The sequence below is a fragment of the Deltaproteobacteria bacterium genome (assembly GCA_016875395.1).
GTDB lineage: Bacteria > Myxococcota_A > UBA9160 > UBA9160 > UBA6930 > VGRF01.
The window spans coordinates 121,595-144,850 of the sequence record VGRF01000006.1 but is presented as its reverse complement, the minus strand read 5'-3'; the positions used below and the strand labels follow the sequence as shown (position 1 = coordinate 144,850).

Annotated in this window: 18 protein-coding genes; 6 read left to right on the top strand and 12 right to left on the bottom strand. The window is 70.9% G+C overall.

Annotation, left to right across the window (positions count from 1 at the left end; translation table 11 throughout):
• Positions 1–2 precede the first annotated feature (2 nt).
• Both FJ091_07290 and FJ091_07285 read right to left on the bottom strand, forming a co-directional pair.
• Positions 3–1,211 (bottom strand): CoA transferase, encoded by a 1,209-nt coding sequence (locus FJ091_07290; protein MBM4383162.1) that lies wholly within the window; start codon positions 1,209–1,211, stop codon positions 3–5.
• 51 nt (positions 1,212–1,262) lie between these two features.
• Positions 1,263–2,174, bottom strand: a complete 912-nt coding sequence (locus tag FJ091_07285; GenBank protein MBM4383161.1) for a ParA family protein — start codon at positions 2,172–2,174, stop codon at positions 1,263–1,265.
• Positions 2,175–2,285: 111 nt separating this feature from the next.
• On the opposite strand from FJ091_07285, the gene kdsB reads away from it, so the two are divergent.
• Both kdsB and FJ091_07275 read left to right on the top strand, forming a co-directional pair.
• On the top strand, positions 2,286–3,026 hold the full coding sequence (gene kdsB / locus FJ091_07280) for a 3-deoxy-manno-octulosonate cytidylyltransferase (GenBank protein MBM4383160.1): 741 nt from the start codon (positions 2,286–2,288) through the stop codon (positions 3,024–3,026).
• The gene (locus tag FJ091_07275) at positions 3,023–5,500 is read left to right on the top strand and encodes a hypothetical protein (protein MBM4383159.1); all 2,478 of its coding nucleotides are present in this window, start codon (positions 3,023–3,025) and stop codon (positions 5,498–5,500) included. The genes kdsB and FJ091_07275 overlap by 4 nt, the downstream gene beginning before the upstream one ends.
• A gap of 6 nt (positions 5,501–5,506) precedes the next feature.
• Here the strand turns inward: FJ091_07275 and FJ091_07270 are convergent, their stop codons facing one another.
• From FJ091_07270 to FJ091_07260, 3 genes are read right to left on the bottom strand one after another with little or no spacing between them, the layout of a single operon-like run.
• Positions 5,507–6,904: a M20 family peptidase gene (locus FJ091_07270; protein MBM4383158.1), complete on the bottom strand. Its 1,398-nt coding sequence runs from the start codon at positions 6,902–6,904 to the stop codon at positions 5,507–5,509.
• 31 nt (positions 6,905–6,935) lie between these two features.
• Entirely contained in the window at positions 6,936–7,472 is a 537-nt protein-coding gene (locus FJ091_07265) for a hypothetical protein (GenBank protein MBM4383157.1), read from the bottom strand.
• Positions 7,473–7,518: 46 nt separating this feature from the next.
• Positions 7,519–8,469 (bottom strand): zinc-binding dehydrogenase, encoded by a 951-nt coding sequence (locus tag FJ091_07260; GenBank protein MBM4383156.1) that lies wholly within the window; start codon positions 8,467–8,469, stop codon positions 7,519–7,521.
• Between the two features lie 1,268 nt (positions 8,470–9,737).
• On the opposite strand from FJ091_07260, the gene purU reads away from it, so the two are divergent.
• On the top strand, positions 9,738–10,604 hold the full coding sequence (purU, locus tag FJ091_07255) for a formyltetrahydrofolate deformylase (protein MBM4383155.1): 867 nt from the start codon (positions 9,738–9,740) through the stop codon (positions 10,602–10,604).
• Positions 10,601–11,575, top strand: a complete 975-nt coding sequence (locus tag FJ091_07250; protein ID MBM4383154.1) for a hypothetical protein — start codon at positions 10,601–10,603, stop codon at positions 11,573–11,575. The genes purU and FJ091_07250 overlap by 4 nt, the downstream gene beginning before the upstream one ends.
• Here the strand turns inward: FJ091_07250 and FJ091_07245 are convergent.
• From FJ091_07245 to FJ091_07215, 7 genes are read right to left on the bottom strand one after another with little or no spacing between them, the layout of a single operon-like run.
• Positions 11,565–13,070 (bottom strand): rhomboid family intramembrane serine protease, encoded by a 1,506-nt coding sequence (locus tag FJ091_07245; protein MBM4383153.1) that lies wholly within the window; start codon positions 13,068–13,070, stop codon positions 11,565–11,567. The two genes, FJ091_07250 and FJ091_07245, sit on opposite strands and share 11 nt — an antisense overlap.
• A gap of 50 nt (positions 13,071–13,120) precedes the next feature.
• The gene (locus FJ091_07240) at positions 13,121–14,329 is read right to left on the bottom strand and encodes a hypothetical protein (GenBank protein ID MBM4383152.1); all 1,209 of its coding nucleotides are present in this window, start codon (positions 14,327–14,329) and stop codon (positions 13,121–13,123) included.
• Complete coding sequence (locus FJ091_07235; GenBank protein MBM4383151.1) at positions 14,326–14,994, bottom strand: cytochrome c; 669 nt, start codon at positions 14,992–14,994, stop codon at positions 14,326–14,328. Before FJ091_07235 ends, FJ091_07240 begins: the two co-directional genes overlap by 4 nt.
• The gene (locus tag FJ091_07230) at positions 14,978–15,493 is read right to left on the bottom strand and encodes a DUF3341 domain-containing protein (protein MBM4383150.1); all 516 of its coding nucleotides are present in this window, start codon (positions 15,491–15,493) and stop codon (positions 14,978–14,980) included. Before FJ091_07230 ends, FJ091_07235 begins: the two co-directional genes overlap by 17 nt.
• A gap of 1 nt (position 15,494) precedes the next feature.
• On the bottom strand, positions 15,495–16,865 hold the full coding sequence (gene nrfD / locus FJ091_07225) for a polysulfide reductase NrfD (protein ID MBM4383149.1): 1,371 nt from the start codon (positions 16,863–16,865) through the stop codon (positions 15,495–15,497).
• A gap of 10 nt (positions 16,866–16,875) precedes the next feature.
• Complete coding sequence (locus FJ091_07220) at positions 16,876–19,917, bottom strand: 4Fe-4S dicluster domain-containing protein (GenBank protein MBM4383148.1); 3,042 nt, start codon at positions 19,915–19,917, stop codon at positions 16,876–16,878.
• Between the two features lie 43 nt (positions 19,918–19,960).
• Complete coding sequence (locus FJ091_07215; protein MBM4383147.1) at positions 19,961–20,653, bottom strand: cytochrome c3 family protein; 693 nt, start codon at positions 20,651–20,653, stop codon at positions 19,961–19,963.
• 270 nt (positions 20,654–20,923) lie between these two features.
• Between FJ091_07215 and FJ091_07210 the strand changes: the two genes are divergently transcribed.
• Both FJ091_07210 and FJ091_07205 read left to right on the top strand, forming a co-directional pair.
• The gene (locus FJ091_07210; protein ID MBM4383146.1) at positions 20,924–22,003 is read left to right on the top strand and encodes an acyl-CoA dehydrogenase family protein; all 1,080 of its coding nucleotides are present in this window, start codon (positions 20,924–20,926) and stop codon (positions 22,001–22,003) included.
• 19 nt (positions 22,004–22,022) lie between these two features.
• The gene (locus FJ091_07205) at positions 22,023–23,252 is read left to right on the top strand and encodes an acyl-CoA dehydrogenase family protein (protein MBM4383145.1); all 1,230 of its coding nucleotides are present in this window, start codon (positions 22,023–22,025) and stop codon (positions 23,250–23,252) included.
• Positions 23,253–23,256: the final 4 nt, after the last annotated feature.

Sequence of the window (23,256 nt, the reverse complement as noted above, 5' to 3'; positions counted from 1 at the left end):
GGTCAGCGGCGCAGAGGCCGTTTTCGATCTGCGAGCGCCGGCACGCTCCCCGCCTTCTTCCTCTCCCGCATCGTCGAGATCTTCATCGGATTCCCCGCCACGAGCACGCCCGCGTACTCGGGCGCGTCGATCGGCAGCGCCATGTTGCGCGCGAGCACCTGCGGGTGCGCGAGCACTTCGGCGACGTTCTGCACCGGCGCGCAGGGCACCTCGGCGGCTTCGAGCCGCGCGAGCCAGGTCGCAGCGTCGGCGCTCGCGAGCGCGCGCTCGAGCGCGACGCGCAGCGCCGGCTCGTTCGCGCAGCGCGCGCCGTTCGTGGCGAAGCGCGTGTCGCGCGCGAGCTCGGGCGTCCCTAACACTTCGCACAGTCTGCGGAACAGGCCGTCGTTGCCGGCGGCGATCACGACTTGGCCGCGCGCGGTGTCGAAGGCGCCGAAGGGCGTGATCGAGGGATGGCGCGAGCCGATCGGGCCCGGCACCTGCCCGCTCGTGACGTAGCGCGCGATGGCGTTCTCGAGCAGCGCGACTTGCGCGTCGAGCATCGAGACGTCGACGCGAGCGCCTTCACCGGTCAGCTGGCGCTGGCGCAGCACCGAGATCGTGGCAGTCGCGGCGAACATGCCGGCGGCGATGTCGCCGATCGAGGTGCCGACGCGCGTGGGTCTCCCGCCCGCTTCGCCGGTGATCGACATGATCCCGCCCATCGCCTGTACGACCATGTCGTAGGCCGGGCGCGTTCGGAGCGGCCCCGTGTCGCCGAAGCCGGAGACGCTCACGTACACGAGGCGCGGCCAGCGCTTCTTCGCGCGCCGCCAGCCGTAGCCGAGCTTCTCCATCGTGCCGGGGCGGAAGTTCTCGACGAGCACGTCGGCGGCGTCGACGAGCGCCTCGAACGCGCCCCGGTCGCGCGCGTCCTTGAGATCGAGGGCGACCGATTCTTTTCCGTGGTTGACGCTCGCGAAGTACGCGGAGTCGCCGTTCGCGGTGAACGGTCCGATCGCGCGCGCGTCGTCGCCCGCGCCGGGGCGCTCCACCTTGATCACGCGCGCGCCGAGGTTCGCGAGCATCAGCGTGCAGTACGGGCCCGAGAGGATGCGCGTGAGGTCGACGACCGTGACGCCGTCGAGCGGACCGCGCGCGGGGCGGAACGGGAACGCAGGGTCTGACCCTGCGTTCTTCCGCGCACGGCTGGACGCGGCGCGCTTCCGCAACTTCGCGCCGCCGCGCGTCTTGCGCGCGGTCTTCCTCGTTCGCACCGCCACTCAGCGCCCCCGCAGACCGCGGAAGAGCGCGCTGCGCAGGCCCGCGGCGAAGTCGCGCGGCGCAGGCTCGTCGCGACGCGGCGACTGTGGCGGGGCCGTGTTCGCGCTCTCACGCGGCGCGGCGCCTTCGCCGAGGGCGAGCAGCTTGCTCACCTCCTCCGCGACCTCGCGAAGCTGCTTGTGCGCGAGGGTGCCCTTCGCTTCGTGCAGGATCGAGCGCGGCCGCGCGGCGGCGGAGTTGATCGCCTCGACGCGCGGGCTGCGCGAGAGGTACGCGGCGAAGCGTGGCCAGCCGCGCGCTTCGGCCTGCTCGGCGAGGCGCTCGTAGAGGTCGCGGCCCTCGGCGTCGAGCTTGGTGCGGCGGTCGACCAGCGTGAACAGCACGCGTCCGCGCGCGGCATTGCCACCCGCGCTCCCTAACAGCTCGAACGCCTTCTCCGCTTCCTCGAGCGAGGCGCGATCGGCGACGGGGAAGATCGCGAGGTCGCACGCCGCGAGCGCGCTGCGCGTCAGCGCTTCGAGGTCGGACTTCGTGTCGAGGACGACGAGGCCGCTCCAGCCACTCGCTTCGAGCATGCGCCGCAGCGTGAGCGGCTCCGCGGCGCGCGCCTTCAGCGCTTCGAGATCGCTCGCCGCGGGAACGAAGTGCACGCCGAACTGCCCGAGCTCGGCGACGCCCGCGAAGCTGCGCTGCGCGAACGCGTCGCGCAGCGTGCGAGCGCCCGGCTTCGCCTCGCCGACGCGGAACATGCGCTCCACGATCGTCTGATCGTCGAGCGTCACCAGCAGGATCGGCAGATCCTCGTGCAGCGCGCGCAGTGCGATCGCGAGATTCGTCGCGACCGTCGTCTTCCCGACGCCGCCCTTGTTGGACGCGACCGCGATCACTTTGCGCTGCGAGGCTGCCGTCATCGTCGAGCACGCTACCGAGCCGATCGCCGCGTCGCCGCGCACTCCGCTTCGACTCCGCTCGAGCCGCGGTCGGGGGCGCGTCCGGCCCTCGAACGCGGCTACGCTCGGCGCGTGCGCGCCATCGGGATCATTCCTGCCCGCTTCTCTGCGTCGCGTTTCCCTGGGAAACCGCTCGCGCGCATCGCGGGCAGGCCCATGCTCGAGTGGGTCGTCGCCGGCGCACGCACCGCAAAGCGCCTCGCAGACGTCGTCGTTGCGACCGACGACGCGCGCATCGCCGACGCCTGCGCCTCGTTCGGCGCGCGCGCCCTAATGACTTCGCCTGCGCACGCGACGGGCACGGACCGCGTCGCGGAAGTGGCGGCGCAGCTCGACGCGGACGTCGTGGTGAACGTGCAGGGAGACGAGCCCCTGATCGCGGGCTTCGTGATCGATGCCGTGGTCGAAGCGCTCGCCGCAGCGCCCGCGTGCGCGATGGCGACCGCGGTGCACCGCGCCGAGCCGGAAGCTGCGCGCGACCCGAATCGCGTGAAAGCCGTGCTCGATCGCGCGGGCAACGCGCTCTACTTCTCGCGCGCCGCGATCCCCGCGTCCCGAGATCCGGCCAGCGCGGCGCCGCTCTGGCAGCACGTCGGCCTCTACGCGTATCGCCGCGAGTTCTTGCTGAAGTTCGTGGCGCTCCCGCAAACGCCCGCGGAGCGCGCGGAGAAGCTCGAGCAGCTGCGCGCGCTCGAGCACGGCTACGCGATCCGCTGCGCGGTGATCGAGGGCTGGCGCAGCGTTCCGGTGGACGTGCCGGCGGACATCTCGGGCGTCGAAGCCGAGCTCGCGGCGCGGAGCGAGCGCGCGTGAGCCTCGCGCCGAGCGGTGCTGGACGCGTCCCGCTGCCGCTCGCGGCGCTCTTGTTCACGCTGGTCGGAATCGGCGCGCTGATCGTGCAGACGCTCTGGCTGCGCGAGCTTCGGCTCGCGCTCGGCGGAGCGGCTGCGGCGGTCTCGGCGACGCTCGCGGCACTCGTGCTCGGGCAAGCCGGCGGCGCGTGGCTCGGCGGGCGCATCGTCGCGCGCGCAGAGAACTCGCTGCGCGCGTTCGGCGCACTCGCCGCGGCCGGCGCGCTCTGCGCGATCGCGGCGCCGCAGTTGTTACGGATCTTCGGCGCCGCGCTCGACGCGCACTACGACGCACTGCTCGCGGCGCCGCTCGGGCTCGCCGCCGCGCGCGGGGCCGGCGCCCTGCTCGCGACGCTGCCCGCCGCACTCGCGCTCGGCGCGCTCGCGCCGGTGCTCTACGCCGCCTGCCTCGGCGGCGCGCGCACGCTCGGCGGCGCTGGCGTGTGGCTCTATGCGCTGAACGCGCTCGGGAGCGCCGCGGGCGCCGCGCTCGCGAGCTTCGTGCTCGTCGAGCGAGCGGGGCTGCACGCGAGCCTCCTGCTCGGCGCTGGCCTCACGCTCGGATGCGGGCTCTTCGGGCTGGCCGCATCGCGCTGGATGGGACGCATCCCGCCGCCGCACTGGTTCGCGCTCGAGCGCGACGTCGATGCCGCACCCACGAGCGCGCTTCCCCGCTGGCTGCTCGCGTGCGCAGCGATCTCCGGGTTCGGGAGCTTCGCTGCGCAGAGCCTGTTCGCGCAGGCGCTGGGCCGCGTCTCGAACCAGTCGTCGTACGCGTTCGGCGCGGTGCTCGTCGTGACGCTCGTGTGCATCGCGCTCGGGTCGCTGTTCGTCGCGACGCTGTCGCAGCGCGCGCGCCCGCGCGTCGCGCTCGGCGTTTCGCTGTCGCTCAGTGCCGGCGCGCTCGTCGTGTTCCCCGCTTACTTCTTCGCCGCGACGGGCGGCCTGCGCATCCTCGAAGTGGCCGCGCCGTGGCCCGCCTACTTGTGGGCCTTCGCGGGAGTCTCGTTCGCGACGCTCGCCCCGGTGCTGCTGCCCGCCGCGTGCGTGTTCCCGAGCGTGCTCGCCGTGGCGAGCGAGCACAGCGCGCGCGATCCGCGCAGCCTCGGCGCGGCGAGCGCGCGGCTGCTCGCGTGGAACGCGGCTGGGGGGCTCGCGGGCGCCGTGCTCGCGCCTGCGCTGCTCGTGCCTGCACTCGGCCTCTGGGGCGCGCTCGCGGCGGTGGGCGGCGTCTACTTGTTGGGGTCGTGGCGTCCCCTCGCGAGCTCGCTCGGAGCGCGCTTCGCCGTCTACGCGGCAGTTCTCGTCGGGCTGATGGTCGTCGTCGCGAGTCCGCGCGCACAGCCGGCGCTGCGCGTGCCCAAGGGCGAGCGCGTCGTGCACGTCGAGGAGAGCGCTGCGGGCCTGGTCGCGGTGCTCGAAGGCGCGGACGGCCGCAAGCTTCAGCTCGACAACCACTACTTCCTCGGCGGCGCGCGCGATCGCGTGCGCCAGGAGCGCCAGGGGCATCTCCCGCTACTGCTGCACCCCGCGCCGAGGCGCGCGCTCTTCCTCGGCAGCGCGACCGGCAGCACGGCGAGCGCGGCGCTCGCGCATGGCGTGGAGTCGATCACGCTCGTCGAGATCGTGCCGGGCGTCGCGCGCGCGGCGCGAGACTGGTTCCACGCGGAGAACGCCGGCGTCTACGCGCATGCAAGCACGCGAGTCGTGGCAGACGACGCGACGCGCTTCCTCGTCGCCACGCGCGAGCGCTTCGACGTGATCGTGGGCGACCTGTTCGTGCCGTGGCAGGCGGGCAGCGGCGCGCTGTTCTCGGCCGAGCACTTCGCGAACGCGCGCGCGCGGCTCGCGGAAGGCGGCATGTTTTGTCAGTGGCTGCCGCTCTATCAGCTGACGCGCCACGAGTTCTCGCTCGTGGCGCGCTCGTTCACTTCTGCATTCCCCGAGACGCGCCTTCTGCGCGGAGACTTCCTGGCCTCCTTCCCGATCGCAGCGCTGTGCGGCGGCGCGAGTGGCGAGCCGCTGCCCGCACCTCGCTGGCGCGCGCTCGCGGGCGTCGAGGATCGCTGGATCGCGCAGGAGCGCGGGCCCGCGCTGTTCGACATCGGCCGCGTGGACCCCGCCCTGCTGGGTGAGGGAGCACTCGAGCGCGCGCGCGCGCCCGTGCTCGAGTTCGCGTCGGCGCGGTCTCACGGCGCTCCGCGCTTCGTCGCCTCGGAGTGGCTCGCGTTCACCGCGCGGGTCGCCCTCAGCGATCGCCGAGGAGTGCGTGCGGGCGACCTCCTGCAGGGCGCGAGCGTGCTGCTCGCCGCGCGCCGCGGCGCCGAGGCGCAGTCCGCCTTCGCGGGCGCGGCCGAGCTGCTTCCGCCCGAGCTGGTGCGCGATGCGCCGCCCGGCCCGACCTCGATCGAGATCTGGAACGGCCTCAGCAATTAGGCCTCGCTACTTCGCGCCCGCTCCCGCGGTATTGCGGATCAGCGCGCCGTAGAAGCGCACGCCGAATCCGAGGTTCTCCACGCTGATGCGCTCGTCGGTGCCGTGCGGGCGCTTGATGTCCGAGGGGTCGAGGTGGAACGGAACGAAGCGATACGCCGCATCGGAGATCTGGCCGTACCACTTCGTGTCGGTGCCTCCCAACACCAGGCCGGGGGCGACCGGCAGCCCAGGGTCGACCTCTTCGATCGCGGCCTTCAGCGCCGCGAACTGCGCGCCATCGGTGGGCGCCACCGCGGACGGCTCGTCGGCGGTGCGCTTCGCGATCTCGATCGTGTCGTCGTCGAGAATGCGGCGCACTTGCGCGATCACGCCGTCCGTCGTGTCGCCGGGAAGCAGGCGAAAGTTCACAGTCGCAGTCGCGGACTGCGGCAGCACGTTCTCCTTCACGCCGCCGCGCACCATCGTCACCGCGGTCGTCGTGCGAATCATCGCGTTCGTCGCGGGATCGCTCGCGAGGAACCACTCGAGCACGGGGCCGAACAGGCCGCGGTTCTGCAGCACGATGCGGCGCTCGATCGGCAGCTGCGGCGCGAGCGCATCGAAGGTCTGCGCGGCCACGCCCTCGACGCGCGCAGGCAGCGGGTTCTCCTCCAGCCGCTGCACCGCGCGCGCGAGCCGGCCGATCGCGCTCTGCTTCGGCGGCGTGCTCGAGTGCCCGCCCGGCTCGCGCACCGTGAGCTCGAGCGTGAGGAAGCCCTTCTCCGCGACGCCGATCAGCGCCGCCGAGCCGCTGATGCCGCCCGCGCCGCTCACGATCGCGAGCCCTTCGTCGAGGCTCAGCCACAGCCGCACGCCGCGCTTCCGTAACAACTCGGTGATGGCCGCCGCGCCGCGGTCGCCTCCGATCTCTTCGTCGTGCCCGAGCGCGACGTAGACCGTGCGCGTCGGCGCGAAGCCGCTCGCCGCGAGCTGCTCGATCGCTTCGAACGTCGCGATCAGGCTGCCCTTGCAATCGAGCGCCCCGCGCCCCCACACGAAACCCCCCGCGATCTTCCCGGCGAACGGCGGGTGATCCCAATCCGGGAGCGCCTCGGGCGTGACGGGCACGACGTCGATGTGCGCAGTGAGCAGCAGTGGCGCGAGCTTCGGGTCGCTGCCGCGCCACGTGTAGAGCAGGCTGTAGTCCGAGACGATCTCGCGCGTGAGCGCCGCGTGCGCGCGTGGATAGGTCGCTTCGAGGAGACGGTGGAACGCGAGAAACGGCGCCGCGCGAAATTCCGCCGCGTTCTCGTGCGAGATCGTCTCCAGCCGAAGCGCCGCGGCGAGATTCTGTTCGGGCGACGCGGCCGCGGAGACCGCCGGCAAGGCCGCGAGCGAGAGCGTGAACGCGGGTAGCAACTTCATCTCGACCTCGTGCGCGAGTGTGAGCCGCGCATCATCTCACAGGCGCGCCTCGCAAGAGCGGCGCGAGCGCAGCGCGCAGCTCGCTCTCGAGCGGCGCCTCGCCGCGCAAGGCGAAGGGCCCGCCACGGCGGCGCGTCACGTGCGCGTCGAGCAGCACCGCGCCGTCGGTAACGCGCGTCGCGCGCAGGGTGGCGTCCACCTCGCTCCAGCCGAGCCACTGCGGCGGCAGCAGCGTCACCACGAAGCTCGGCCCGAGCTCGTGCAGGCGGATGCTCAGCTCGGTGTCGGGCGCGCTCGCGGCATCCGCCTCGCCCGCGAACGCAAAGCCGCGCGCGCATGGCAGCTCGGCGAGCTCCGCCCGGAGTGCGCGCAGCGCGATCTCCTCGCGGCGCGGCCGCTCCTTCTGGTCAGCGCGCCACGCGAACTCGGGCGTTACGCGCAGCGCACCGAGCGAGACACCGGCGCCACAGAGCGGCGCTTCCCCCGCCGCGAGGTGCTGCTGCACGATCTCCAGGGGCAGCGCGTTCGCCAGCGCGACCGCAGTCGCGAGCAGGAACCCCGCGATCAACCCTCGGCGGAGAAGAGGCCGCGGTGCGCTTCCCTCGGCCACGCGGTCAGCGCGAGATCTGCGCGACGAGCCTTCCCTTCACCTCACCGCGCGCGAGCCGCGCGAGCCCGCCAGGGATGTCGTCGAAGCCGATGTCGGTGAGCGCGGGGTCCAGCTTCCCCGTCGCGAAGTAGCGGTAGATCCCCTCGACATCTTCCTTCGTGCCGCCGGCGGATCCGCAGAGCGTGACGCGGCTGAGGATCAGCGCCTTCGTGCTGATCGTCGCTTCGAGGCGGCCCATGCCGACTTGCACCACGCGCCCGCCGTGGCGCACGGTCTCGATCGCCTCCGCAGTCGTGGTGCCGAAGCCCGCTAGGTCGACGATCAGGTCGAGGCGATCGCGCTGGAACTCGCGGATCGACCGCGCGATGCGCTTCACGCCGAGCGGCTCCGCGAGCGGCCACACGCGTTCGTCGATCTCGGCGACGTACACCTCCGCACCCGCCAGCACGCCGACGCGGGCGCCGATCTGGCCGAGGCCGCCGAGGCCGATGATCCCGAGCTTCATGCCCGGCCGAAGGCCACCCGTCGCCATGATCGCGTGATGCGAAGTCATGCCGGCATCCGTGGCCATCGCGCCGAGGCCGAAGGAAACGCCGTCCGGAATGCGCACGAGGGTTTGCGCGTCGACCAAGATGCGATCGGCGTAGCCGCCGTCGTACGCGTAGCCCGGTGCGCCAGCGGGCGTGGTGGGACAGATCCCGACGCGATCGCCGAGTCGCCAGCCGGAGACGCCAGCACCCAGCGAGGAGACCACGCCCGCGACTTCATGCCCGATCGTGATCGGGCGCTTGGCCAGCATCGTGAGCCAGCCCTCGTCCTCCATCAGTCCGACATCGGAGTGACAGAGCCCAGCCGCGCGCACGTCGACCACGACTTGCCCCGGGCCGGCGAGCGGCTCCGGCAGCTCGGCGCGCATCAAGGGAGCGTGGGTCGCAGTGAATTGCCAAGCGCGCATCGCGGTTCCTCGCGTTCGTAGGACGGTCCGCGAGCATGCCTGATCGCAGCGCGACTCTGCACGAGCGCGCGAGGGCGGCCCGGTGTGCTCCGCCGCCGCGACGCGGTTCACGCCGCGCGCACGAGCCGCATCGGTCGCGCCTCTGCGCGCCGTCGGCGCGCGGGCAAAAGAAACCCCGGAAGCAGGTTCGCGCTCTGAGGCGCGTTCCCTGGTGCGGCTACGGCGTCCGCGCTTCCGGGGCGGTGGCCTGGGACGGCGTCCCGACAGTCACCGAGAAGAAGAGAATCTCTTCGGCGAAGAATGGCGTTAGGACGCCACCACCTCACTCGCCGTAGTGCAACGTTGGTCCAATTGATCACCTCCTTCTCGGCGTAGAGAGTTTCGAACGAGGCCCAGTTAGCCCGTTCACCCGCGACCGTTAGGCGCCGTACCAGACGTCCTCGGGGCGCCCCGCGCCGGCACTCGCCGCCGCGCGACTCGGGGGCTGAGTGAGTCCCCCTGTGCACTCGAACCTATCGGAGCCCGGCGAGCCGGTCTACAGAATTGTTCACGCCCGGCGCGCCGAAACCGCCCCAACCCGCGTCGCGCAGTCTCCGAAAGCGAAGTCAGAGCGCCTCGATGGCGCTCTGACTTCGCCCCCTCCTCCCAGCCAGGCGACGGGCGATCTCGCACCACCGCGAGCAGACGGTGCGGGCCGCAGCGGGGGTCGCGGAGCGAGTGCCCAGGCGCGAGGCGCGCGCACGCTCAGCGGCATCGCGCCAAACAGCACGATCCGCGCACGGCTACACCCGACGCGCCCGCGCGGCCGAGCGCAGCCGAGCCACCTCGGAGGCCCGCGCCGTCTGCGCCGCCACGAACGAGCGACGCCCGCACTCAGCAAAAGCGCGAGTCTTCGATGCGCGCTCCCCCTCATCTCCTAAAGCGAAGTCAGAGCGCCTCGATGGCGCTCTGACTTCGCCCGCTCCTCCCAGCCAGGCGACGGGCGACCCCGCACCACCGCGAGCAGACGGTGCGGGCCGCAGCGGGGGTCGCGGAGCGAGTGCCCAGGCGCGAGGCGCGCGCACGCTCAGCTGCATCGCGCCAAACAGCACGATCCGCGCACGGCTACGCCCGACGCGCCCGCGCGGCCGAGCGCAGCCGAGCCCCCGCGGAGGCCCGCGCCGTCTGCGCCGCCACGAACGAGCGACACCAGCACCCAGCAAGAGCGCGAGTCTTCGATGCGCGCGCTCCTCGAACCCCGCGATCCCCGCGCCTATCGTGCCCCGCCCATGTCCGCCGCCGCGTCGTCGACGACCGCCACCATCCTCGTCACCTGCCCCGACCGCCGCGGCATCGTCGCTGCCCTCGCGCAGGTGCTGCACGGCCACGGCGCGAACATCCTCGACTCCGACCAGCACACCGACCCCGTCGCCGCGAAATTCTTCCAGCGCATCCGCTTCGACGCCGCCGAGCTGATGACCGACCGCGGCACGCTCGAGCGCGCGCTCGGCGAAGTGGCGGATCGCTTCGGCATGAAGTGGCAGATCGCGTGGGAGGGCGTGCGCAAGCGCGTCGCGATCTTCGTCTCGAAGTACGACCACTGCCTGTGGGACTTGTTGTTGCGCCACCGCGCCGGCGAGCTCGTGTGCGACATCCCGCTGATCGTCTCGAACCACGAGGATCTGCGATCGATCGCCGAGCAGTTCGGCATTCGCTTCGAGGTCTTCGCGATCACGAAGGACACCAAGCGCGCGCAGGAAGAGCGCGAGCTCGCGCTGCTGCGCGAGGCGCGCGTCGATCTCGTGGTGCTCGCGCGATACATGCAGGTGCTCTCGGGCGAGCTGCTCGCCGCGGCGCCGCGCGTCATCAACATCCACCACTCGTTCCTGCCCGCGTTCATGGGCGGGCGGCCGTATCACCAGGCCTTCGAGCGCGGCGTGAAGCTGATCGGCGCGACCGCGCACTACGCGACCACCGATCTCGACGAGGGACCGATCATCCATCAGGGCGTCGCGCCGGTTTCGCACCGCGATTCGATCGACGATCTCGTGCGCAAGGGGCGCGACCTCGAGCGCACCGTGCTCGCCCACGCCGTGCGCTGCCACCTCGAAGACCGCATCGCGGTGTACGACAACAAGACCGTGGTGTTCGCGTGAGCGAGCGTGGGCTCGATACGCGGCTCGGCGTGCTGCTCGCGATGATCGTGCTCGTCGCCGTCATTTGGGCGATGGCGTTCGTGTCGAAGCACTTCGAGCGCGTCGCCGCGGCCGTCGCGCCGATCGAGGCGATCGCTCCCGAACAGCTCTCGGTGATCGTCGCGGGCAGTGGCGGCACGTTCGAGAATCCCGTGCGGCGCGGGCCGGCGCTCGTCGCGGCGCTCGGAAAAGACCTCGCGCTGTTCGACGCAGGGCGCGCGGTCGCGGATGGGCTGCGCCTCGCGGCGGTGCCGGTGAGCCAGCCGCGCGCGGTGTTCTTGTCGAGCCTCCTGCCCGAGAACACCGCGGGCCTCGACGACCTCTGGCTGCAGGCTTGGCTCGAAGGCGCGGAGGCGCCGCTCGTTGTGTACGGGCCCGAGGGCACGGCGGAGTTGGTCGCGGCCCTGACCACCGCGCACGCGCGCGGCGCGGCGGCGCAGGCCGCGGGCTTCGCGCTCGCGCCCGAGGGCGGGCGCATCGAGGCGCGCGAGATCGAGGACGGCGCCGCGATCGAGGTCGGCGCGCTGCGCGTGCGCGCGTTCGCGCTCGCGGGCGGCCCGCTGCCAGCATTCGCGTATCGCGTCGAAGGCGGCGGGCGCGCGTACGCGTTCGCGGGCGCGACCTGGGATCCCGACGCCGTCGTGCGCGCCGCGGAGAAGGCGGACGTGCTCGCGATCGAGGGCGTCTACCGCGCGTCGCTCGACATGGCTGCGGAAGTGGGCCTGGACATCGCGCTGCTGCGCAAGGAGGCGGAGCGGCACGTCGCTCTCGAGGACGTCGGTGCGCTCGCAACGCGCGCGAGCGTGCGCAGCGTGCTGCTCGCGCGGCTGCGCCCGCCGCCCGCGTTCCACTACCAGTACGAAGACATCGTCGAGGCGAGCTTCCGCGGACCCGTGCGCATCGCGGAAGACGGAGAAACGATCACACCGTGATCTCGTCCCAGGGCGGGAACTCGAAGTCGTCCGGCAGCTCGCGCTCGTCGGGCTCGTCGCTGCGCTCGTCGCGCGGCCCCCGCGGCTCACTCGGCTGCTCGGGCGGGGCGTCGGGCCGGTCGTTCGCAGCGCGCTCGCCCGCGAAGCGCCGGCGCTGCTCCGCGTAATAACTCTCGCCCGGCGCGAGCTCGATCGCTTGGTCGATCACTTCGAGCGCGTCTTCCTTTCGGCCCTGCGCGAAGTAGACCTCCGCGAGCGTGTCGAGAATCGTCGGCTGCGCGCCGCCGGTGAGCGCGACGGCCGCCTCGGCAAGCTCAGTAGCCGTTGCGAGCGCCGCCTCGCTCGGACGCTTCGACGTCGCGATCGCCCACGCGAGGTTGTTGAGCTCGCCCGGATTCACGACGGGCGCTGCAAGCAGCGCGCGCGCCTGGCGTTCGAGGGCGGCGCTCGGGTTCGCGAGCTGAACGCCGAGCGCGCCAAAGGCCGCCGCAGTGGCCGCGGCCGTCGCGAGGGCGCCGAGGCGCACGAAGCCCTGCGCCGCGGCGCGTGCGAGCAGCGCAGCCAGCGCGCCTCCGACGAAGCCGCCGATGTGCGCGGCGCCGGCGATCGGCGGCACGAAGGCGGGGAACATCTGCGGCAGGAAGCGATCGAGCGCGACCTGCGCGAGCAACACGGCGACGAGCAGCTCGCGCGGCACGCGCGCCTGCGCGGGCAGCTCCTGCGGCGCGAAGAACTCGAGCGCGGTGAGCGCGCCGAACAGCCCCGCGGCGATGCCCGAGGCGCCGATCACCTCGTCGTAGTGCGCGAGCGAGCTCGCGATCGTCGTCCCGAGCGCCGCGCCGCCGACCGCGAGCAGCGTCGCGGCGCGGCCAGTCGCGCGCTCGACGAAGCGGCCGGCGACGAGGATCGCGAGCGAATTCACGACGAGGTGCGCGAGGTTGCCGTGCAGGAACTGCGTCGTGAGGCTGCGCCACTGCTCGCCGAGCTCGACGAGCCGCGCGCGGTAGATCGCGAGCTCGAAGAATGCGGGCGACGCGACCTGAAGCCCGTAACAAATCGCGGCCAGCGCGATCAACGCGATCGCGACGCGCGGCGCACCGCCCGTGAGCTTGCGATCGAGCCGCGCCATCGCCTCCCGGCGTCGCGCGGCGTCGGGCAGCGCGAGCACGCGCGCGAGCAGCGCACGCGTGAACGCGTGCGCCGCCGCATCTCCGCCCAGCTCCGCGCGCCCGAGCAGCAGGAACGCGCGCGTCGTGCCGATCGCGACCGCGCGCGGCTCCATCGCAACGTGGGTCACATCGCGATACGCGACGAACTGCTCGCCGCGGAAGCGTCCGCGCGGCGCCACGAATCCCGCCGGTCCCAGCAAGATCTCACCGGCGCCGTACGGAAAGCGTTCAGGCGTGGGCCGAGCTTCCGGGTCGTCGCTCGGCGGCGAGACGGGATCCGGTGAAGGCCCCTCGACTTCGCTCTGGCTCGGGTCGTCCTGGGTCATGCGCGCTCAGTGTATGAGTCGCGGCACGCCCAGGCAGTTTCGCGCTGCGCTCAGTGGTGCTTCGCCGGCACGGCCATGAAGCGGCTGCGATAGAGCATCTGCACGAAGCAGAACGCGCCGAGGAAGCCGAGCGCGACCGCGATCTGCGGCACGCCGAGGAAAGAGGCGTCGTTCTTGGGCTCGAGCGAGGGCCAGATCAGCACGTTGCGCTCGATCCAGAACCCGACGAGCGACACGCCCGCGATCGTGCTGACGAACCACCAGGTCTTCTTCGGAACCTGACCGAGCAGGCACCAGAACGGGATCACCCAGATCCCGATCCACGCTGCCAGCGACACCTTCACCCACGGCTCGTTGATGCGCTCCCACCAGCCGGCCCAGTACCACGTGTCCATCAGGAACTCGCTGCCGAGGCGCGTCTCGAAGAACTGCGTCTCTTCGGGCAGGTTGCCGTACCAGATCACCAGGTACTGCGAGAAGAACAGGTACATCCAGAAAATCGAGAACGCGAAGATCAGCTTGCCGAGATCGTGCAGGCGGTCCTTCGTGATCTGACCCTCGAGGCCCGGGTAGTTGCGGTGCAGGACCGCGAGGATCGTCGTCATCGTCACCGCGGACAGCAGGCCGCCCCAGGCGACGAACGCGCCGAACAGGTTCGAGAACCAGGTCGGCGTGAGCGACATGATCTGATCGAAGGTGATGATCGACCAGCCGAACGCGTAGGCGAGGCAGATCAGCGGCGCGAGGTTCTTCATGCGATTGCGCGCCACCGCCTTCTGCTCGTCGCTGGCGTCCGGAGTCGCAGTCACGCGCGACGACGCGAGAAAGACCTGCGACAGGATCGCGAGCACGACCATGAAGCCGAGGTTCCACCACAGCAGCCGCGGCTCGTTCAGCCACACCGGCTTCATCTCGAAGACAGGCAGCCACGGGTAGATGTGCGTGCGGCCGACGAACCAGTCCGCGAGGAACAGGAACGGCGTCACGACGGTCCACAGACCGAGGCTCTCGGCGAGGCGGCGAATCGGGCCGGGCCACTTCGCGCCGACGATCGTGAAGATGCAGGAGAGCACGACGGCGCCCTGCGCGATCAGGCCGAAGTAGAGGTAGTTCACGTGGAACGAGCGCCAGAACGTGGCGGCGTCGCCTTGCGTGAAGCCGATCGCGAGGCCAGCGACGGCGAGCACGAGCGCCGGGATCGCGAGCTTCGAGAGCGCGCTGGGACGAATCTCGTCGACGTAAGCGGACGCCGCGCTCACGGCTGCCCTCCATTCTGCAAGTGCCGCACGTAGTTCACGAGGTGCCAGCGGTCATCGGACGGGATGCGGTTGTATTTCGGCATCCGGTCGCCGCCGTTGCGGATCAGGTTGTAGATGTATCCGTCGCTGCGGCCCATCGCCGTCACGAGCGGGAACACACCGGCGAAGGGGCCGCCCATGGTGCCGTCCATGCGCATCATGCTGACCGGGCCGTCGCCCATGCCCGCGACGCCGTGACAGGTGGTGCAGTAGATCGCGTAGAGCTCCTTGCCGCGGGCGAGCGACTGGAACGTGGCCTTCATGCCCTTCGCGGGGTCGGCCTGGTCGACGGGCACGAGCGTCGGGTTCACGAACGCGGCGACGGCGGCGTCGTACGCGGCCATCGTCTCCTCGGTCATCGCTTCGGGCTTGAGCCGCGGGATCGGCGGCGGCTCGGCGCCCTGCTGCACGGCGCCCACCGGCGGCATGAACGGATTCGTCGCGGGCTTGCCGGGCGTCGCGTGCGGCACGCGCTCGAACGCCTGCACCGCCTTCTGCCACTTCATCTGCGGGAACCAGTCCTCGCTCCACTGCTCCCAGCACGCGGTGTTGCCGAGCACCGTCGCGACGAGCAGCGCGGCGAACGTGCCGTGCGCGCGGAGGTGGCGATTACTCTGCCGGAACAAGGTTCACCTCCTTCGCGTGATGAGCGCGAAGCAGCGCGTCGACTTCCGGCACGTCGCGGTCCTTGCAGCAGACCGCGAGGCCGAGCTCTTCCGCGGAGAAGCGCGGGCTGTAGGCGGCGTCGTGCTTGCCGAAGGTGCCGTACGGGAGGCCGCCGACGACGAGCAAGCCGATCAGTGTCGCGAGGCCGCCGAACAGAATCGTGAGCTCGAAACCGATGATCGTGTACGTCGGAATCGCAGCGAAGGGCTTGCCGCCGATCATCACGGGCCAGTCGTACGAGGTCCAGATCGCGAGCGCGTAGCCGGAGACGACGCCGATCAAGCCGCCGACCAGCGTGAAGATGCGCACCTTGCTCGGCTTCTCGTCGATCGCGTCGTCGAGCTCGGGAAATGCGGCCGGCGAGTAGATCTCGAGGTCCGTGAAGCCGCGCGCCTTGAGGCGCTTGGCCGCCGCGGCCACGTCGCCCGGCGCGTCGTAAATGCCGACTAGCTCCGCCATCTCAGTGCGCCCCCTGCTTCGCGTGCGCCCGCTCGTGAATCGCCAGCTCCTTCACCTCGGCGATGGCGATGAAGGGCGCGCCCTTGATGAAGAGCAGGATGAACTGCGCGAAGAACCCGAACGAGCCCGCGAAGATGACCAGCTCGGGCCAGCTCGGCGTGTAGATGTTCCAGACCGCCGGGTCGTACTCGCGCGAGAGCGACGTGATGATGATGACGTAGCGCTCGAACCACATGCCGATATTGATGAACGTCGACACGATGAAGATCGTCGGCAGGTGCGTGCGCGCTTGTTTGAACCAGAAGACCTGTGGGAAGACGACGTTGCAGACGATCATCGTCCAGGTCGAGAACCAGTACGGGCCCGTGAGGCGCAGCCAGAACGAGGTCTGCTCGGCTTCGACGCCGCTGTACCAGGCGATGAAGTACTCGATTCCGTAGGCGTACCCGACGATCCACGACGTCAATAACAAGAAGCGCGTCATGTTCTCGAAGTGGTAGTCGGTGATGTATTCCTCGAGGCCGTAGATGCGGCGGAACGGGATCATCACCGTCAGCACCATCGCGAAGCCGGAGAAGATCGCGCCCGCGACGAAGTACGGGGCAAAGATCGTCGCGTGCCAGCCGGGCACGATCGACATCGCGAAGTCCCAGGACACGACGCTGTGCACCGAGAGCACGAGCGGCGTCGCGAGGCCGGAGAGGTGCAGCACCGAGCGCGAGTGCGCCTTCCACTGGCGCGAGGTGCCCTGCCAGCCGAGCGCGAGCGCGGTGTAGATCAGCTTGCGCAGGCCCGTCGCGCGGTCGCGCGCGATCGCGAGGTCGGGGATCAGGCCGATGAAGAAGAAGACGATCGAGATCGTGGCGTAGGTCGAGATCGCGAACGTGTCCCACTCGAGCGGCGAGCGGAAGTTCACCCACAGGCCGCGCTGATTGGGGTACGGGAGGATGAAGTACGACTTCCACATGCGGCCGACGTGGATGCCGAGGAACTGCGCGGCCGTGAGCACCGCGAACACCGTCATCGCTTCGGCGCCGCGGTTGATCGCGTTGCGCCACTTCGCGCGGAACAAGTAGAGGATCGCGCTGATCAGCGTGCCGGCGTGCGCGATGCCGACCCAGAACACGAACGTGACGATGTAGACGCCCCAGAAGACCGGGTGCGTGTAGCCGGCGATGCCGAGGCCCGCGTAGACCTGATAGACCCAGACGGCGCCTGCGGCGATCACGGTGCCGACGGCGAGGTGCAGCAGCACCAGCCAGCCGACCGAGACGCCTTCCATCACGCCCAGCAGATCGCGGTTGATCTTCGAGTCGCCGGGCTTCGCGACCGGGGTCATCGCTTCAGCAACTGAGATAGGCGGCGGCGTCATCGAGGGCCCCTCAGACCGCGGGCCCGCGGACGACCTTCGACAGGTACGTCACGGCGGGCCGAGTGTTGAGAACGTGGAGTGCGTGGTAGCCGCGCTTCGAGTCGGCCTTCTGCGAGACCGCGCTCGCGTCGTCGCGCAGGTTGCCGAACGCGATCGCGTTCGACGGACAGGTCTGCTGACACGCGGTCTGCACCGCGCCGTCGGCGATCTGCGCGTCGACACCGCGCGCGTTCTTCGCTTCCTGCCGTGCGCCCTGGATGCGCTGCACGCAGAACGTGCACTTCTCCATCACGCCCTGGCCGCGCACGGTCACGTCGGGATTCAGCCCGAGCTCCATCGGCGTGGGCCACTTCGTGATCTGGTTGTCGTAGTAGTTGAAGCGGCGGACCTTGTACGGGCAGTTGTTGGCGCAGTACCGCGTGCCGATGCAGCGGTTATAAATCATCCCGTTGAGACCTTCCTCGTTGTGGTAGGTCGCGATCACGGGGCAGACCGGTTCGCACGGCGCCGCGCCGCACTGCTGGCACATGATGGGCGCGTTGCGCACGTCGACCTCGCCGAGCTTCTCCGTGCTCGGCGCGATCTGGATGCGGCCCATCTCGTTGCCGAAATCGGTGAAGCCGTCGCCGATCCAGCGGTCGATGCGCAGCCAGGTCATCGGGCGCACCATGCGGATCTCGGCTTCGCCGACGACGGGGATGTTGTTCTCGACGTAACAAGCCGTGATGCAGGCGCTGCAGCCCGTGCACTTGTCGAGATCGACCGTCATGCCCCAGCGGTAGGGCGATTCCTTGACGCTCTTCTCGCCGCGCGCCTGGAAGGTCGCGGCGTACTCGGCGTCGGCGGCGTCGTCTGCCGGGTCGTACTCCTTGATGATCTCGTGTGAGCCGTGGTGGTCGTCGCCGTGATGTTCGTCGTGACCGTTCAGCGCCGCGAGCGTCATCACCTCGCCGAGCTGCCGGCCGCGCTTGTTGTCGGAGAACTGCAGCATCGGCAGCCGGCGATGGCGGCCCGTGTTCGAGACCGACGCCTTCTCCGTGAGCCAAGCCTGACCGCCCGCTTCGTCGGTGGTGCCGGCGAGCAGATCCGCCACGTTCACGCCGCGCGGCGTGCCGGGCAGCCCGTCGTTCTCCTTCGAGGCGAACAGGCCAACCGTGTGGCCCTGACCGGTCGGGATCGCGATCACGTCGTCGCGAATGCCGCCGCGCACGAAGGCCGCGACTTCGATCTCACCCGCGGCGGTCGCCACCTTGAGGATGTCGCCGTTCTCCACGCCGAGCCGCGCCGCGGCCGCGAGGCTGATCTCCGCCCAGCTCTCCCACAGCACGTGCGTGACGGCGTCGGGGATCTCTTGCAGGAGGCCGAGCGAGGCGCCGCGGCCGTCGCCGAGCGCGATGTGCGGGAACGCGAGCACGGTCATGTCGCCGCCGCCGGCGAGCTCCGGAGCGGCCGCGTCGACCTTGCTGGCGTCGAACACCGCGTTCGCAGCGGGCGTCGCCGCCTCGAACACGCCGCCGCGCTGGAGCGCCGCGCGCGAGTCGGTGTCGGCCCACGCCGCATTCACGAGCGACTGGAACGTGCCCGTCGGGACCGCGGCGCCGGCAGCGCGCGCAATCTCGAGCAGCGTGTCGGCCGCTGCCTTCGTGTCGTAGAGCGGACTGAACGCGGGCTGCATCACGCCGCGCACACCCGAATGCGGGCGAACGTCGCCCCACGACTCGAGCGGCGCGTGATTCGGCAGCACGAGATGCGCCTTCGCGCTGGTCTCGTCGGCTGCGGTCGCGAGCGACACCACGAGCGGCACCTTCGCGAGCGCGTCGGCGAAGCCCACGCCCTTCGGCAGCGAGTAGACGGGATTGCTGTCGTGCACGATCAGCACGCTGATCGCGCCGGCCTTCATCTGCTCGACGAGCGCGATCACGTCGCGGTACTTCGCGCGCGACTTCGCGTTCGCGACCTCGGCAGGAACCGTGACCGAGCGCCCGACCGCGCCGAGCACTTGGTTCAGCACGAGCACCGCCGCGTTCGCGCCGACGGCCTTGCGGCTCGTGACGGCGACGCCGGGCGGCAGCGCGACCGCGCTCTTCGCCTTCGCGAGCGCGCCGCCGAGCTTCGTGATCGTCTCCGCGGGCACGTCCGTCGCGGCGGCCGCCGAATCCGCGTCGAACCCGGCGAGTGCGCCGCTCGCGAGCGCCGCGTTCGGGCTCTCGGCGCCCTGCGCCGCAACGACCGCGCGTGCTAGCGCGAGCGCGAGGATGCCCTCGCTGCCCGGCCGGGCCGCGAGCCACTGGTCCGAGGACGACGCGGTGAGCGAGAGCCGCGAGCCCACGTACACGAGACGCGCGCCGCCGTCGTGCGAGTGCGCGTCGATGTCACGCGCTTCCGCCCATTGGCGCTGATGCTCCACGGGCGAGGGGCCGCTCTCGAGCGACTCGGCGCCGAAGTCGACGATCAGGTCTGCGCCCGAGAGATCGAAGATCGGCTCGCTCGCGACGCCGAACACGAGGCGCGTCGCCTCGCGCAGCGACTCCCCGCTGAACGGCATGTACGTCGCGCTCTTCGCGCCGAGCGCGGCCACGATCTGCGCGATCACGTCGCCAGCCGTCGCGCCCGGGTCGCCACCGAGCACCGCCGTGCCCGCCGGGTTCGCCCTCACCGCCGCGGCGACTTCCGCGATCGCATCCGCCCACGCGATCGGCTGCAGCGCACCGTTCGCGTCGCGCTTCATCGGGCCCTTGTGCCGATCCGGCGAGTAGGTGCGGCCGACGCTCGCCTGCGCCTTGCTGCACAGCTTGCCCTTGTTGATCGGGTTCTCGGGGTTGCCCTCGAGCTTGATCGGGCGCCCTTCGCGCGTCTTCACCACGATGCCGCAGCCGACGGAGCACTCGGTGCACGACGACGCGTAGTACACCGCGTTGCCGGGGGTGATCTCCTCGGGCTGAACCACGTACGGGATCAGCTGCTCGACCTTCTCCGCGCAGCCGGCAGCGGCTGCGCCACTCGCGCCCACGCCCACCAGCTTCAGAAAATCTCGACGTGCGATCTCAGGCATTGCAAGTCATCCCTCGCCGGATTGGCGTGGCTCGGACCCAGTTCTAGTAGTGGCAGGTCAGGCAGTCTTGCGACGCGCCGTTGTCCCGGTGGCACTGGATGCACCAGCCCATCTCGAGCTTCTGCGTCGGCAGGCCCCAGGGCCACCACTTCGTGTCTTTGGTCAGCATCACCTTGTCCATGGTCTCGACCGGGCCGTGGCAGGTCTGGCAGTTGAAGCCGAGGTCCGTGCGCCGCACGTGCGCCTGGTGCTGGAACTTCACGTGCTCGGGCAGGCGGTGGATCTGCGTCCACTCGATCGTGGTGCCCTCTTCCCAGTGCTTCTTCAGCGTCTGGATGCCCGAGAGCTCGTCGTACTCCGCCGGGAACTGCAGGTGGCAGCCCATGCACAGCTCGACCGAGGGCACGCCTGCGGCGCGGGAGCGATCGGTTCCGCTGTGGCAGTACATGCAGTCGATCTGCCAGTCGCCGGCGTGGTGCTTGTGGCTGAAGGGGATGGGCTGGACCGGGCCCGTCGCCTCGTCGACCACCAGAGCCGCCTTGTGCGAGTCGCACGCCTTCTGGGTCGGGTAGTCCCTGTTGAATTGCTCCGGGATCTCGATCTCGAGCTCCGGGTTCGCGGCCTTCATGGCCTTCAGCTCGTGCGCGCGGCACACGCTGTCCGCGACGAGCGGCGCCTGCGCGGAAGCGGTGCCGGCAAGACCGGGCGCGAAGAACAGCGCCGCAGCGGCGGCCAACGAGAGTGCAGAGACGACGAGCAACGTTCGGGGAGGGCGATGGAAACCCATGCGATGTACGACGCGCCCCCTCTATGGCTGACGTTCGGTGGTGCGCACTCGACTGCCACGGCTCGCGCAGTACCGGTCGAAATGGCGCGCGCTTTCTAGCGCCTTCGTTTTGGCAGTTCAACGCACCAATGCGTGGTTTTCGACGGACTTGGAGCGCACTTCGCCAGCGGCGCACGCGGGTAGACTCGCCCTCTCGTTCGAAGCCAGGCCGAGGAGCCGATGATCGATTTCACGCCGACCGAGGAGCAAGCGCTCATCGTCGAAACGGTGCGCGAGTTCGCCGCGAAGGAGCTGCGCCCGCTCGCGCGCAAGTGCGAGGAGGCGCGCATCCTGCCCGCGGACGTGCTCGCGCGCGCGCACGAGCTCGGCCTCGTCGCGAGCGCGCTGCCCGAGGCGTTCGGCGGCGGGGGCGCGCGCAGCGCCATAACAAGTGCGCTGATCGCGGAAGAGCTCGCGTGGGGCGACCTCGCGCTCGGGCTCGCGGCGCTCTCGCCCGCGCTCGGCGCGCTGCCCGCCCTCGACTTCGGCGACGACGCGCAGCAGCGCGCGCTGTTGCCCGCGTTCCTCGGCGACGCGTTCACGCCGGGCGCGCTCGGCGTCGCCGAGCCGCGCATCGGCAGCGATCCCTTTCGGCCCGCGACCACTGCGCGCCGCGACGGCAGCGACTACGTGCTCGACGGCGCGAAGTGCCTCGTGCCGTGGTTGCCGGGCGGCGCGAACGTGATCGTGACGGCGAGCGAGAGCGGCACAGCGAGCGCGTTCGTCGTGCCGCGCGCCGACGTGGGCCTCACCGCTGCGCTCGACGCGACGATGGGCGTCTGCGCGCTGCCGCTCGCCGACGTGAAGCTGAACGCGGTGCGCGTGCCCGCGAGCGCAAAGCTCGCGCGCTTCGACCCACGCGCGCTCGTTGCGCGCGGCCGCACCGCGCTCGCCGCGTGCGGCGTCGGCGTCGCGCGCGCGGCCTTCGAGGTGGCGCGCGACTACGCGAAGGAGCGCGAGGCCTTCGGCACCAAGATCGCGCAGAAGCAGGCGATCGCGTTCCTGCTCGCGAACATGGCGATCGAGATCGACGCGGCGCGCCTACTGGTATGGGAAGCCGCGTGGAAGCTCGACCAAGGCGGCGACGCGCTGCGCGAAGCCACGCTCGCGATCAACCAGGTGAAGCGCATCGCCCTCGACGCCGCCGACGGCGCAGTCCAGGTGTTCGGCGGTCACGGCTACATCCGCGAGTACCTGCCCGAGCTCCACCTCCGCAACGCCCGCGGCCTTGCCGCCTTCGAGTGCATCGCGCTCGTCTAACCCCTCACCGAGACGCCTCATGCCCATCTCCTTCGACGCTTCCGACCGCTCCGCCCGCGCGCAGGCGCACTTCCACGCGATGGCCGCAGACCACATGCGTCCGATCGCGCGCAAGTACGACGACCACGAGCACGACCTGCCCACGGAGTGGGTCGACTGGTATTGGAAGACAGGGCGCTTCACGTCGCCCGGCGGCGAAGGCGCGAGCGACGGCTTCGTGCAGGTGTGCATGCAGGCCGAGGAGCTGTGCTGGGGCGACGCCGGGCTCTATCTGCGCACGCCGTTCGCGGGGCTCGGCGGCAGCGCCGTCGCGGCGACCGGCACCGCGGAGCAGAAACAGAAGTACCTCGCGGTGTTCGCCGACCGCAGCGCGCAGCCCGCGTGGGGCGCGATGGCGATCACCGAGCCCGGCGCCGGCTCCGACAGCGCCGCGATCGAGACCACCGCGACGCTCGACGGCGACCACTACGTGCTGAACGGCACGAAGATCTTCTGCACGGGTGGCGACGGCGCGGCGACTTCGCCCGCGGGCTTCGTCGTGGTGTGGGCCACGGTCGACAAGAGCGCGGGGCGCGGCGGCATCAAGGCGTTCGTCGTGCCTTCCGGCACGCCGGGCATGGAGGTCGTCGGGCTCGAGCGCAAGATGGGCATCCGTGCGAGCGACACCGCCACGCTGCGCTTCGAGAGCTGCCGCATCCCGCGCGCGAACTTGCTCGGCGCGGAGAAGGTGAAGCGCGACGACGCGGACGTGAAGCAGACCGGCGACAAGGGCTTCAAGGGCGCGATGGCGACCTTCGACGCGAGCCGGCCGCTCGTCGCCGCGATGGCGGTGGGCGTGGGCCGCGCCGCGCTCGACCTCGTGAAGGAAGAGCTCGCGAAGAGCGGCATCACCCCGCGCTACGACGCGCCGCCGACCGAGCTCACCGCGATCGAGCGCGACCTCGCGGAGATGGAGGCGGAGCTGCAGGCCGCGCGCCTCCTCACCTGGCGCGCCGCCTCGATGATGAACCGCCGGCTCGCGAACAACCTCGAAGCCTCGATGGCGAAGGCGAAGGCCGGCTCCGCCGTCACGAAGATCACGCAGAAGGCGGTCGAGCTGTTAGGGCCGCTCGGCTACTCGAAGAAGCTGCTGGTCGAGAAGTGGATGCGCGACGCCAAGATCAACGACATCTACGAGGGCACGCAGCAGATCAACCTGCTGATCGTCGCGCGCAGAATCCTCGACTACTCCAGCGCGATGCTGAGGTGACGCC